Raw genomic sequence first — 12605 nt, 5'->3', positions numbered from 1 at the left:
TATCGCCATGAGAGCCATACGGTTGGAGGCAGTGGGCAGCATAGGGTTGCGAGAGGTCCCCAAACCCGTTCCCGGGCCGGAAGACGTTCTCGTGCGCATCGAGGCCTGCGGCGTCTGCGGCACCGACCGGCACCTTTTCCATGGCGAATTTCCCTGCACGCCGCCGGTGACGCTCGGCCATGAATTCTCCGGCATCGTCGAAGCCGTCGGCGAGGCGGTGTCAGGCATTGTCGTCGGCGACCGCGTCACCGGCGATCCCAACATCGCCTGCGGGCGCTGCGCCCACTGCCATGCCGGCCGCGTCAATCTGTGCAGCAATCTGAGCGCCATCGGCATCCACCGCGACGGCGGCTTTGCCGACTATGTGCTGATGCCGCAGAAGCAGGCCTTCCGGCTGCCGGCAAATCTCAAGCCAACGCATGGCGCCTTCTGCGAACCGCTGGCCTGCTGCCTGCACGGCATCGACCTTGCCGCGATCCGGCCGGGTTCGTCGGTGGCGGTGCTCGGCGGCGGCGTCATCGGCCTGCTTGTCGTTCAGTTGGCCAAGCTCGCGGGGGCGACGACCATCATCCTGTCGACCAGGCAGGCCTCGCGCCGAGCGCTGGCCGAACAACTTGGCGCGACCGCGACGATCGATCCAAGCGCCAGCGATCCAATCGCGGGCGTCGCCGGGCCGAACGGCCTGGCGCCCGGCGGCGTCGATGTGGTGCTGGAATGCGCCGGCGTGCGCGACACGGTGGAGCAGTCGCTGCGGATGGCTCGTGCCGGCGGCACGGTCGTCATCGTCGGCGTCGTGCCGCAGGGCATGAAGGTGGAGATCGAGCCGTTCGATCTGCTGTTCAGGGAATTGAAAGTGCTGGGTTCCTTCCTCAACCCGTTCACGCATGGCCGGGCGGCTCAGCTGATCGCCTCCGGCGCGATCGAGATCGACCGGCTGATCTCGAAGCAGGTCAGTCTGGAGGAAGCGCCCCAGGTGATCGCCAACCCGCCGGCGCCGGGCGAAGTCAAGGTGCTGGTGATGCCGGGCCGAGGGTAAGACCTTCCATCGTTTGTGCCCCCAGCGCCTCTCTCCAGGGGGAATTTCTAAACTGCCGAAGCCAGCGCCGCCCCTCATCCCCTGCCGGGACCTTGTCCCCGTATAGTGACGGGGACAAGGGATTGGGCCTACAGCTTGCCGTTGCGCTGCTGCACCATCATGAAGGTGTCGTAATTGTATTCAGCGACCTGGGCCCAGAGATAGTGCTCCTTGCGGAAGGCCTTGATCGATTCCCAGATCTTCTTGAACGGCGCATTGTTGGATTCCATCTCGGCATAGACCTCGTTGGCCTTCTCGAAACAGGCGGCCATGATCTCCTGGCTGAACGGCCTGAGCTTGGCGCCGCCAGCCACCAGCCGCCGCACCGCCGGCGGATTCACATAGTCGTATTTCTGCAGCATATTGGCGTCCGCGGCCTGCGCCGCGGTGCGCACCAGCGATTTGTAAGTCGGCGAAAGTTCTTCGTATTTTGCCTTGTTGAAGAGCAGGTGGACGGTCGGGCCGCCTTCCCACCAGCCGGGATAGTAGTAATAGGGCGCGACCTTGTAGAAGCCGAGCTTCTCGTCGTCATAGGGGCCGACCCATTCGGCGGCGTCGATGGTGCCCTTTTCCAGTGCCGGGTAGATGTCGCCGCCGGCGATCTGCTGCGGCACCACGCCGAGCTTCTCGACGACCTTGCCGGCAAAGCCGCCGATGCGCATCTTGAGGCCCGACAGATCGGCGACGCTGTTGATTTCCTTGCGGAACCAGCCGCCCATCTGGACGCCGGTGTTGCCGCCCGGCAGGCCGAACAACCCTTGCGCCCCGAGGAATTCGTTGAACAGGTCGATGCCGCCGCCATGATAGTGCCAGGCATTCATGCCGCGCGCGTTGAGCGAGAACGGCACGGCGGCACCGAGCGCCCAGGTGGGATCCTTGCCCCAGTAATAATAGGCGACCGTATGCGCCGCCTCGACGGTGCCGGCGGCGGCAGCGTCGGCGGCCTGCAGGCCGGGCACCAGCTCGCCCGAAGCGAAGACCTGGATCTGGAAATTGCCGTCGGTCGCCTCAGACAGCATCTTGGAGAAGACTTCAGCGCCGCCATAGATCGTGTCGAGCGACTTCGGGAAGGATGACGCAAGCCGCCAGGTCACTTTCGGGTTGGACTGGGCAATGGCCGGCGTGGCAAGTGCCGCGGCCGCTGCGGCGGCGCCCACGCCGGACGCGCCGGCCTTGCGAATGAACGAACGACGATCCATTAAGTTTCCTCCCTTGCGGATCAGCTGACCGATGCGAGGGCATCCTCGGTGCCCGGATCGGTTGGGGGAGAAACATACACAGGCAAGAAGTCGAGTCCAGCGCCGCGGGCCGAGGTTGCCGCCATTCCGCAACCGCCTGCAACTATAGTCTAACGTTCTCTTCGCTGGCCTATGCGAGGCGGCCAAACTTGCCATGGAAAAGCCGCGACGGATCGCTTATTTTATAGGCAGAACAATTCCTTGGCCTGATGGAAACCAAACCCAAAATGCAGCAGCCGCTCGTCGCCGTCTCGACCGACGTCCGCCAGTTCGACAATTACACCTGGCACGCAGCCCCCCAGCAATATCTGGAAGCCGCAGTCGCGGGCGCCGGCGTGTTTCCCTTGCTGGTGCCGTCCTTCGGCGATCGGCTCGACCTCGACGAATTGCTGTCCTCGGTCGACGGCGTCATGGTGACCGGCTCGAAGTCCAATGTGCATCCCTTGCTCTATGGCGGGGACCCGAGCGAGGCCAACGGTCCTTACGATCCGGCACGCGATGCCACCACGCTGCCACTGATCCGCAAGGCACTCGAGCGCGGCGTGCCGCTTTTAGCCATCTGCCGCGGCATCCAGGAGCTGAACGTCGCGCTCGGCGGCACGCTGGGCACCGAGATCCAGGAGCGCGAGGGCTCGCTCGACCACCGCGCGCCGGTGAGCGACAATCAGGACGAGCGCTTCGGCATCCACCAGACGATTTCGATCAAGCCCGGAAGCTGCCTTGCCGGCGTGTTCGGCGCCGGTGAAATCAAGGTGAATTCCCTGCATCGCCAGGCGATCGACCTGCTAGGCCCCAGGCTCCAGGTCGAGGCTTTGGCTAGCGACGGCACGATCGAAGCTGTCTCCGTCAAGGATGCCCGCGCCTTCGCGATCGGCGTGCAATGGCACCCCGAATACTGGGTGAAGTCGGACAGCAATTCCGCCAAGATCTTCAAGGCTTTCGGCGATGCCGCGCGCCTGCATGCGGCAGCAAGGGCAGGCGCCCGCGCCGCAGCAGAATAGAGATAGCGGCGCTTGAAGCGCCGCCTTCCACCATTCAGATCAGAACTTGTAGCTGAAGCCGACGCGCACGGCGTTTGTAGTCACATGCGTCGGGTACAGGAAGCTGCTATCGGTTGCCGGATTGTCGGTGAATTTGCCGAAATCGCTGTAGCGATACTCGACGCGCGTCGTCCAGTTCGGTGCGAATGCATATTCGACGCCAGCGCCCATCGTCCACCCGGCCTTGGTGTTGGATGAGCTGTCAGTCGTTCCGCCATCATCATATTTGGTGTCGAAGTGAGCGACGGCGAGACCGCCCGTGGCGTAAAGGAGGGCCGGCCCCATCGCATAGCCAAGGCGCGCTCGCAGCGACCCCTGCACGTCGATCCTGGTCTTGATGTTGCCTGCAAAGGCCGAATCCACCGAGCCGCTCATTCCCGAGGCTTCGATGTCGGCTTCGGCGCCAAGAACGAATTGATCGTAAGCCTGGTTGTAGCCGACATGAATACCGCCGAGGACGCCGTTGCTGTTCCAGGAGTCGGCCCAGTCGGAAGCGCCAGTGGCTATCGAGGAATCGTGACTATCGACTTTTCCCCAGCCATAGCCGAGTTGAACACCGGCATAGAAACCGCTCCACTCATAAGCTGCCGGAGCAGCAGGAGAAAGCACGTCGGCGGCGAAAGCGCTGGCCGGAAACAAGGCGATAATGGTCGAAGCAAGAAGAAAGGACTTCATTTAAGCACCCCAAAGCCACGACGAACTTATTCCACTTTGGTTGCATTGCAAGACAGGCAAGCACATCGGGGATGCTTTCCTATCCGAAGTTGCAAAAAGACCACGCCTTGGGATTACCGGCCGTCACCTGTCAGCGCCAGAAGCGGCGCGGCCGGCGCGTAGGATTCATAACCGTCGCCATCGGCAACGCCGAAGGCGACGATCGGATCGATGCCGTTCTCGCTGAAGGCGACCGAGCCGTCGGTCTGTTCGCGCCAGAATTTCGCGTGCTCGATGCCAGGCATCAGCTTGCGGCAGTTCGGGGCGACGGAAAGCAACGACAGACCGTCCGAGACTTCGGCGCCGCGGTGGATGGCGCAGGCCGCCTCATCGCCATTGGCGGTCAGCCGGTAAGTGTTTGTCGGGGCAACTTCCGTGGCCACGCTTTGGCCGTTGCCGCCATGCAGGAACTGAACGCCCCCGAACAACGCGACCGACGCCACCAAGCCAACGAACAGCTTCACCCTGTCTCTCCGCACATAACCAGATATGCAGAATCATTCCAAAGGGTTAACTGGGCGTTAATAGATGTGGCGACGTGTGCGGATTGGAGCAATTCCAGGTCGGGTTTCCGTCCGGAATTGCACCAAAACAAAGAGATAGGCCGTTCGCCGTTTCCATGAAACGGCGAAACGCTTCAGACGCGCGCCTTGACGTTGAGCGTCTCAGGCACCGACGTCAGCGGCCGGCGCTCGGTGAACCAGGCGACGAGATTGTCGACGCACAGATCGGCCATGGCGCGGCGGGTGTGGTCCGACGCCGAGCCGACATGCGGCAGAAGCGAGGTGTTGGGAGCGTCGAGCAGAGCCTGCGGCACGTTCGGCTCATCGGCAAAGACGTCGAGCCCGGCGGCCGCGATGGTGCCGCTCTCGAGGGCGGCGGCCAGCGCCGCCTCATCCACCGTCGAGCCGCGGCCGATGTTGACCAAAACGCCGTTCGAACCCAGCGCCGACAGGATCGCGGCATTGATCGCTTTCTCCGTGGCGGCCCCGCCCGGGGCAATGCAGATCAGCGTGTCGACGGCTTCGGCGAGGCCTTTCAGCGTGGCATGATATTCGTAAGGCAGGCCTTCGACCTTGCGGCGGTTGTGGTAAGCGATCGGCAGGCCGAAGGCTTCAAGGCGACGGGCGACGGCACGGCCGATGCGGCCCATGCCGAAAATGCCAATGCTGCGGCCGCGCAAGGTAAGCCGGCTCAGGCGATAATTGCCCTTCTCCACCCAGTCGTCATCGCGCAGCCATTTCTCCGCGGCGTAGAGCTCGCGCACGGTGTTGATTAAAAGGCCGATGGCGGTGTCGGCGACCTCCTCGGTCAAGACGTCGGGCGTGTTGGTGACCATGACGCCGCGCTTGGCCGCGTGATTGGCGTCGACCGAATCATAGCCGACGCCGAAGCTGGCGATGATCTCGAGATCGGGCAGCGCGTCGATCATCGCCGCGTCGATGCCTGCATAGGAGGCGATGCCACGCACCGTGGCGCGCATCTCGTCCGTCACCAGCCCAGGGTCGGCGCGTTCGATCCGCACAAGCTTGAACGCCTTGTCGATGCGGCCAACGGCATGGTCGTTGAAATCGCCCGGCACCAGGATGGCGACCGGCAATTTTCCTTCGGCCTTGGTCATGCACGCTCCACCGGCTTGCCGGTCGACTGCCGCACGTGCAATTCCGGCTTGATCAGCTCCTGCGAGGGCCGCACCGCCTGCCCGTTCAATTTGTCGAGCAAGGCGCTCGCGGCGCGGCGGCCGACCTCGCGCTGACCGTTCCAGACCGTGGTCAGGGCCGGCGTCGCGATCGCCGCCTCCTCGAGATCATCATAGCCGGTCACGGAGATATCGACGCCCGGCACAAGGCCGGCGCGCGCGATGCCGTTCATCAGCCCGATCGCGACCAGATCATTCCAGCAGCAGGCGGCGGTGGGCCTGTCCTTCAGCGCCAGAAACTGTCCCGCGGCCTCGAACCCCGCCTGCTTGGTGCGCGGGCCAGGGATGCGCCAGGACGGCTTCACTTCCAGGCCGGCCGCCTCCATCGCGTTGAGATAGCCCTGGTAGCGGTCGCGGCCGGTCGAGGTCTGGTCGGTGCCGCCGACCATGGCGATGCGCTTGTGGCCGAGCGAGATCAGATGATTGGTGGCAAGTGCGGTGCCATAGGCATCGTCGCCGCGGAACACAGGCACGTCGGCGCCGGCGACGGTGCGCGCGATCAGCACCGCCGGCAGGCCGTTTTCCTCGGCCATGATGATGTCCTCGGCCGGCGTGCCGATAGCCGGCGACATGATGACGCCGTCGGCGCCGAGCTGCAGCAGCGTGTCGATGAAGGTGCGCTGCTTTTCCAACTGGTCGTAGTGGTTGGACAGGATGAAGGTCTGGCGGCTGCGGTCGAGCTCGCTTTCGATCGAGCGCAGGATCTCGGCGAAGAACGGATTCATGATGTCGTGCACGACGACGCCGACGATGCCGGAGCGCGAGGTGCGCAGCGAGGCGGCGCGGCGGTTGTAGATATAGCCGATGGCGCGGGCGTGCTCCTTGATGCGCTCGCGCGTGGCGCCGGCGACCAGCGGGCTGTCGCGCAGCGCCAGCGATACCGTTGCCGTGGAGACGCCGAGCGCATCCGCGATCGTCGAAAGCTTGATCTTCTGTGCCAGTGCCCTTCGCTCCCCAGGGTCCTTGGATTCAAAATCTTTAAATTTTTTAAAACGGCCTTATGCCACCGGATTCGGCGTAAATCAAAGTTTTTTCGCCAGCGCCTCGGCTTCGGTGTCGAGCGAGGCGGAGTTGCGGACGCGAAGCCGGTGCTCGCGGTGGATGATGTAGAGGCCGCTGGCAACGATGATGGCAGCACCCAGCAACGTCCAGCGATCGGGGAACTGGTGGAAGATCAGCCAGCCGGAAATGATCATCCACACCATCTGCGAATAGGGATAGGGCGCGAGCTGCGTCGTGGTCGCCAGACGATAGGCCCGGACCAGCAAATAGTGGCCGCCCGCCCCGAAGACGCCCAGCATCAGGACGACGAACCATTGAAAGCCGCCGTGCGGCAGCGCAGGCGAGAAGGCAAGCATCGGAGCCAGCAGCACCGACGGCGCCAGCGCCGAGAACAGGATCAGGCTTTCCGACGTTTCCGTCGCCGACATGCGCCGCGTCATGATGACGTAGAAACTGTTCGACAGCATCGAGCAGAGCGCGAATAGATGGCCGATGCCGAACACGCCCACGCCGGGCCGGGTGATGATCAGAACACCGACAAGGCCGGCGAGGATCGCCAGCCAGCGCCGCCAGCCCGCCCATTCGCCGAGCAGCGGCCCGGCAAGCGCGGTGATGACCATCGGGCCGAAGAAATAGATCGACGTGGTCTCCGCCAGCTGCAGCGTCTTGAGTGCCAGGATGTTGAACATGGTCGAGCCGAAAAGCATGCATCCGCGCAAGATATGCGCCGGCAGGTTGTTGGCGCGAAAACGTGCCGGCTCGCGCCAGCCGCGCAGGAAAAGGCCGACCAACAGCACATGCACGGTGAAACGGGTCCAGGCGACGATCAGCGCCGAGACGCCGGCCAGCACCAGATATTTGCTGGAGGTGTCGAGAAAGGTGAAGCAGACATAGACGCAAAGCATCAGAAGCATCGCTGCGGGCGGCGTTGCGCTGTCGTCTTGGGTTCGGGAAACAGACAAATTCAGGCCGAAAGGAAAACAAAGGCGGAAGCCCACCTTTGCGGCAATCAAAGCCTGCCGGCAAGGCAATTGTCCGACGTGGCCGGACCAAAAGCGGCCACTGCAACAACGCCCCGGCGTTCAGCCATGCATGCGGGCGCCCTTGGTTATCTTGTCGACGAGCTTTTTGTCGCCGCGCAAGGCGATGCCGACGATCTTGGCATCGTCCGGCGCGAATTCGGCGAAGACGGCGCGATTGGCGACATCATGGCCGGTCGAAAACATCTCCTCGACATAGGCGGACATCGTCACGCCGCGCTCCAATGCCCGGCGATGGATCGTGCCCAGCGTCGCCGCATCGGCGGAGAGGACGATGACCGGCTGGATCGACATCGGGTTGTAGAGGTTGCCGGCGCGGTCGCGGTAAGCCTCGCCGATGATTTCGGGGAACTGCGCGACGATGCCGCTGGTCAGGAACGCGGTGACGTTGAGCTTCTGCCACACCGGCAGGTCCTCTCTCAGGACAATTGCAATTTTCGTATCGAACACCAAGATTGAGACTCCGAGACGGCCCGTGACAGGCGGGAAAGGCGATGGCGCAGGCTCTAGGCGAAGAAGCGAAAGCAGGTCTTGAACGTTCGTGCGCGGATGCGGCCAACGGCGATCGCATCGTTTCGGCGCCGGGCGGCTCGGGCCTCGAACGCATCGAGGCGCGCTTCCACGGCAATGCCTTCGAGCTGCACCGGCACGACACCTATGCCATTGGCGTGACGTTACACGGCGTGCAGCGCTTCCATTATCGCGGCGCGCTGCAACACAGCCTGCCGGGCCAGGCGATCGTGCTGCACCCGGACGAATTGCACGATGGCGGCGCCGGAACGGAAGACGGCCTGCGCTACAGGATCCTGTATCTGGAGCCGTCCCTGCTGCTCGACTGCCTCGGCGGCGAGCCGCTGCCTTTCGTCCGTGACGCCGTGGTCGACGATCCGGCGCTGCGCGACACGCTGTTGTCGGCGCTGGCGCCGCTGGACGAAGCACTCGGCGACCTGTTCGTGGCGGATTTCGTTGCGCAGCTGGCGCAACAGCTGAAACGCCACGCCGGACAGCCGGCAAAGTCGACAGGCAAGACCGCATGGCGCGCCGCCGCGCTTGCCCGCGACTATCTGGAGGAAAATGCCGAGCGGCCGGTGCGCTCCGATGAGCTGGAAGCCGTCACCGGCCTCGACCGTTACGCGCTGTCGCGCCATTTTCGCGCCACCTATTCGACCAGCCCGCATCGCTTCCTGCTGATGCGGAGACTGCAAAGGGCGCGACGGATGATCGCCGAAGGAGAGGCGCTGGCGGAGATCGCCGCTGCCGCCGGCTTCAGCGACCAGAGCCATTTCAACCGGCATTTCAAGAAGGCGTTTGGATTGACGCCAGGACGCTGGGCGGCGCTGGTAAGCGCGTAAGCGCGATGCGCAGCATCGTCGCTCAACGGCGAGACGTCCGGTGATGGCCCTCAGGCGCGATGCGCAGCATCGTCGCCTTTCCGCTAAGCCGCCGATGCTTGGGTGGTGCGTGGAGCGACGATGCTGTGCATCGCGCTTAGGTCGCTCGAGACGACGCTTGCGCGTCGCTCGTTAATGGGACCGTCTCGCGGTTGAGCGACGACGCTTACGCGTCGCGCTTATTCATCCAACTCCGCGTCGTCGTCCATAAGCACCAGGTCTTCGTTCGACAGGTTCGCCTCGATACGGGCGAGCAGCTTGAACAGCGCTTTCTGGTCCTTCTTGTCGAGGCCCTTCAGCGCCTGCTTCTCGGTCTTCTTGACCGACTTCTCGATGGCGCGGATGGTTTCGCGGCCGGACTCGGTGAGGAAGATATGGGCCTGCCGGGCATCGGCGTTGGAGGCGCGCTTTTCGAGGAAACCCTGGGCCTGCAGCCGGTTGATGGTCTTGGTGATGGTCGGCGGGCGCACGCCGAGCCGGCCGGCGAGATTGCCTGGGGTCTGGCCGTCCTCGCGGTCGAGCGCCAGCATGATCTGGTCCTGGCCGGCGTAGAAGCCGTGCGCCAGAAGCCGCGCGGCGAGCGCCGTGCGCGCCAGCCTTGCCGCCGAATGCAGCCGGCTCATTGTCGCTGTCTTGTCCGCCTTGGCCATGGTCGTTCCCTCTTCGGCCGAACCGGCGCGGGCAAGCGTAGAGGCTGTCCGACGGCTGGCAAATGACGATCTAAAGAGTCCGGCTTGCAGAACGCTTTGCCGGCAAGCATTGCGGTGCCCGCGCAGGTGATGCCAGATGTTTATTTCAGTTAGATGACAAACGACTTTTGCGCCGGAGAGATTCACAGCGGACGCTGGTGAAGGCCATTGGGCGCCCGCGCGGCTCCTGAGTTTGGCCCGCCTCGGCCGCCGCTGATCCGCGCTTGGCGCCATCCCGCCTAGGGGCCGGCCTGGTCCATCGGTTTGGCGCGTGCAAAAGCGCGGCACCCATCCTATATGAGGCCGACAATCCAAGATTTTCGAGGCCAAGATTTTCGAGGCAAACCATGAGCGACACACAGACGCAAATCCCCGTAACCGTTCTCACCGGCTATCTCGGCGCGGGCAAGACGACGCTGCTCAACCGCATCCTGTCGGAGAATCACGGCAAGCGCTACGCCGTCATCGTCAACGAGTTCGGCGAGATCGGCATCGACAACGACCTGATCGTCGAATCCGACGAGGAAATCTACGAGATGAACAATGGCTGCGTGTGCTGTACGGTGCGCGGCGACCTGATCCGTGTCGTCGAAGGCCTGATGAAACGGCCTGGCCGCTTCGATGCCATCGTCGTCGAGACCACCGGCCTCGCCGATCCGGTGCCGGTGGCGCAAACCTTCTTCATGGACGACGACGTGCGCACCAAGACCAAGCTCGACGCGGTTGTGGCGCTGGTCGACGCCAAGCACCTGCCGCTGCGCTTGAAGGATTCCAAGGAGGCCGAGGACCAGATCGCCTTCGCCGACGTGGTGGTGCTGAACAAGACCGACCTCGTCACGCCCGAAGAGCTGGAAAAGGTCGAAGCGACGATCCGCGCCATCAACCCGGCGGCCAGGATCCATCGCACCCAGCGCTCCGGCGTGGCGCTTAGCGAAGTGCTCGACCGCGGCGCCTTCGACCTGTCGCGCGCGCTGGAGAACGATCCGCACTTCCTCGACGCGGACGACCACGATCACGACCATGAATGCGGGCCGGACTGCGACCACGACCATCATCATCATGACGGCCACGATCATCACCATCACCACCATGCCTCCGACATCCACGACGTGACGGTGAAGTCGGTGTCGCTGCGCGGCGGCGAGATGGACCCGAAGAAATTCTTCCCCTGGATCGAGAAAGTGACCCAGATGGAAGGGCCTAACATCCTGCGGCTGAAGGGCATCATCGCGCTGAAGGGCGACGAGGACCGCTATGTGCTGCAAGGCGTGCACATGATCCTCGAGGGCGATCACCAGCGCGCATGGAAGGACGGCGAGAAACACGAAAGCCGGCTGGTCTTCATCGGCCGCGATCTCGACGCCGAGCGGTTGCGCAAGAGTTTTGAAGCCTGCCAAGCGGCTTGATTTCCTGACTTTCAGGCGCTAGCGCTGCCCCTTCGTCCTTCTCTCCTTGTGGGAGAAGGTGGCCTCGCGAAGCGAGGTCGGATGAGGGTGCTCCAGCTTGGCAGCGACGGCGATCCGTCACCCACCCCTCATCCGTCTTGGCGCTACGCGCCAATCCACCTTCTCCCACAAGGGGAGAAGGTGGAACCACACCCAGCCGCGCTGGCTAATCTCGAACGGACCGCTTGCATGCCCACAGTCGCCCCGCTTGATCTCGAAGGCCATTGCGTTGCGGCCGTGTTCCTCAACGACGTGCCGCATTTCGCTTTGGCCGATGGCGCGATCCACCGGTTGGACAATGGACAAAAGACGGTGCAGGCCAATGACGGCCTGCTTGCCACCTTCCACGACGCGGCCAACGACCGGCTGATCACCGGCGGCGAGGACGGCAAGGTGTTTGCCGTGAAGGCCGGTGGCGAGGTGGACGAACTGGCCAGCGCCGGCAAAAAGTGGATCACCAGCGTCGCCTCGGGGCCGCAGGGCGCTATCGCCTATGCCTCGGGCAAGACCGCCTTCGTGCGTTTCGCCGACGGCAAGATCAAGGAATTTAACCATCCGCGCTCGGTGGAGGGGCTCGCCTTCTCGCCCAAGGGCATGCGTTTCGGCGTCGCCCGCTACAATGGCGCGACGCTGCATTTCCCGGCCGCCGAGGGCAAGCCGGTGGAGCTCGAATGGGCCGGCGCCCATACCGGCATCATCTTTTCGCCGGACGGCGCCTTCCTCGTCACCACCATGCAGGAAAACGCGCTGCATGGCTGGAAGCTTGCCGACGGCAAGCACATGCGCATGAGCGGCTATCCGGGCAAGGTGAAAAGCCTGTCCTGGAGCGTGAAGGGCAAATGGCTGGCGAGCTCGGGCGCGCCGGCGGCGATCGTCTGGCCCTTCGCCAGCAAAGACGGGCCGATGGGCAAGGCGCCGCTGGAGCTCGGCACGCGCGGCAACACCATGGTGACATGCGTTGCCTGCCATCCGAGCCAGGATGTCGTGGCGATCGGCTACGAAGACGGCATGGTGATCGCGGCGCGCTTCGCCGACGCCAAGGAAGTGCTGCTGCGCCGCCCCGGCAAGGGCGCCATCACATCCATGATGTGGGACAAGGAAGAGCGCCGCATCGTGTTCGGCAGCGCGGCCGGCGATTGCGGGGTCATCGATATCGCTGCGTAGGCAGTAGGGAATAGCTTAGGGACGACGGCACCTACTGCCTACTGCCTACTGCCTACTGCCTACTGCCTACTGCCTACTGCCTACTGCCTACTGCCTACTGCCTACTGC

At 63.9% G+C, this 12605-nt stretch carries 13 protein-coding genes; 5 read left to right on the top strand and 8 right to left on the bottom strand.

What is annotated here, in order from left to right:
• Positions 1-7 precede the first annotated feature (7 nt).
• Entirely contained in the window at positions 8-1036 is a 1029-nt protein-coding gene (locus FJ414_RS12620) for a zinc-dependent alcohol dehydrogenase family protein (protein WP_140644712.1), read from the top strand.
• A 128-nt stretch (positions 1037-1164) separates the two neighbouring features.
• Here the strand turns inward: FJ414_RS12620 and FJ414_RS12615 are convergent, their stop codons facing one another.
• Positions 1165-2274: a TRAP transporter substrate-binding protein gene (locus FJ414_RS12615; protein WP_140644711.1), complete on the bottom strand. Its 1110-nt coding sequence runs from the start codon at positions 2272-2274 to the stop codon at positions 1165-1167.
• 266 nt (positions 2275-2540) lie between these two features.
• Here FJ414_RS12615 and FJ414_RS12610 point away from each other — a divergent pair, with 266 nt between their 5' ends.
• Positions 2541-3314: a gamma-glutamyl-gamma-aminobutyrate hydrolase family protein gene (locus FJ414_RS12610; RefSeq protein ID WP_140644710.1), complete on the top strand. Its 774-nt coding sequence runs from the start codon at positions 2541-2543 to the stop codon at positions 3312-3314.
• A gap of 39 nt (positions 3315-3353) precedes the next feature.
• Here the strand turns inward: FJ414_RS12610 and FJ414_RS12605 are convergent, their stop codons facing one another.
• The 6 genes from FJ414_RS12605 to FJ414_RS12580 form a co-directional block, all read right to left on the bottom strand.
• On the bottom strand, positions 3354-4028 hold the full coding sequence (locus FJ414_RS12605; protein WP_140644709.1) for an outer membrane protein: 675 nt from the start codon (positions 4026-4028) through the stop codon (positions 3354-3356).
• Positions 4029-4141: 113 nt separating this feature from the next.
• Positions 4142-4531: a hypothetical protein gene (locus FJ414_RS12600; RefSeq protein ID WP_140644708.1), complete on the bottom strand. Its 390-nt coding sequence runs from the start codon at positions 4529-4531 to the stop codon at positions 4142-4144.
• Positions 4532-4704: 173 nt separating this feature from the next.
• Positions 4705-5688, bottom strand: coding sequence for a 2-hydroxyacid dehydrogenase (locus tag FJ414_RS12595; protein WP_140644707.1), 984 nt, complete (start codon positions 5686-5688; stop codon positions 4705-4707).
• Positions 5685-6707 carry a LacI family DNA-binding transcriptional regulator gene (locus FJ414_RS12590; RefSeq protein ID WP_140644706.1) on the bottom strand — a complete coding sequence of 341 codons (1023 nt, stop codon included), beginning with the start codon at positions 6705-6707 and terminating at the stop codon, positions 5685-5687. The genes FJ414_RS12595 and FJ414_RS12590 overlap by 4 nt, the downstream gene beginning before the upstream one ends.
• Positions 6708-6788: 81 nt before the next feature.
• A complete protein-coding gene (locus FJ414_RS12585) occupies positions 6789-7673 on the bottom strand; it encodes a DMT family transporter (protein WP_140644838.1) in 885 nt (294 codons plus the stop codon).
• 177 nt (positions 7674-7850) lie between these two features.
• Positions 7851-8258, bottom strand: coding sequence for a DUF2000 family protein (locus tag FJ414_RS12580; RefSeq protein ID WP_140644705.1), 408 nt, complete (start codon positions 8256-8258; stop codon positions 7851-7853).
• Positions 8259-8302: 44 nt separating this feature from the next.
• Between FJ414_RS12580 and FJ414_RS12575 the strand changes: the two genes are divergently transcribed.
• The gene (locus FJ414_RS12575; protein WP_140644704.1) at positions 8303-9160 is read left to right on the top strand and encodes an AraC family transcriptional regulator; all 858 of its coding nucleotides are present in this window, start codon (positions 8303-8305) and stop codon (positions 9158-9160) included.
• Between the two features lie 218 nt (positions 9161-9378).
• Here FJ414_RS12575 and FJ414_RS12570 read toward each other — a convergent pair whose 3' ends face one another.
• Positions 9379-9849, bottom strand: a complete 471-nt coding sequence (locus FJ414_RS12570) for a MarR family transcriptional regulator (RefSeq protein ID WP_140644703.1) — start codon at positions 9847-9849, stop codon at positions 9379-9381.
• 386 nt (positions 9850-10235) lie between these two features.
• On the opposite strand from FJ414_RS12570, the gene FJ414_RS12565 reads away from it, so the two are divergent.
• Positions 10236-11294, top strand: a complete 1059-nt coding sequence (locus tag FJ414_RS12565; protein ID WP_140644702.1) for a GTP-binding protein — start codon at positions 10236-10238, stop codon at positions 11292-11294.
• 228 nt (positions 11295-11522) lie between these two features.
• Positions 11523-12497 (top strand): WD40 repeat domain-containing protein, encoded by a 975-nt coding sequence (locus FJ414_RS12560; protein WP_140644701.1) that lies wholly within the window; start codon positions 11523-11525, stop codon positions 12495-12497.
• Positions 12498-12605: the final 108 nt, after the last annotated feature.

Source organism: Mesorhizobium sp. B3-1-6 (genome assembly GCF_006439555.1).
GTDB lineage: Bacteria > Pseudomonadota > Alphaproteobacteria > Rhizobiales > Rhizobiaceae > Mesorhizobium.
This window is presented reverse-complemented; position numbering and strand designations above follow the sequence as displayed.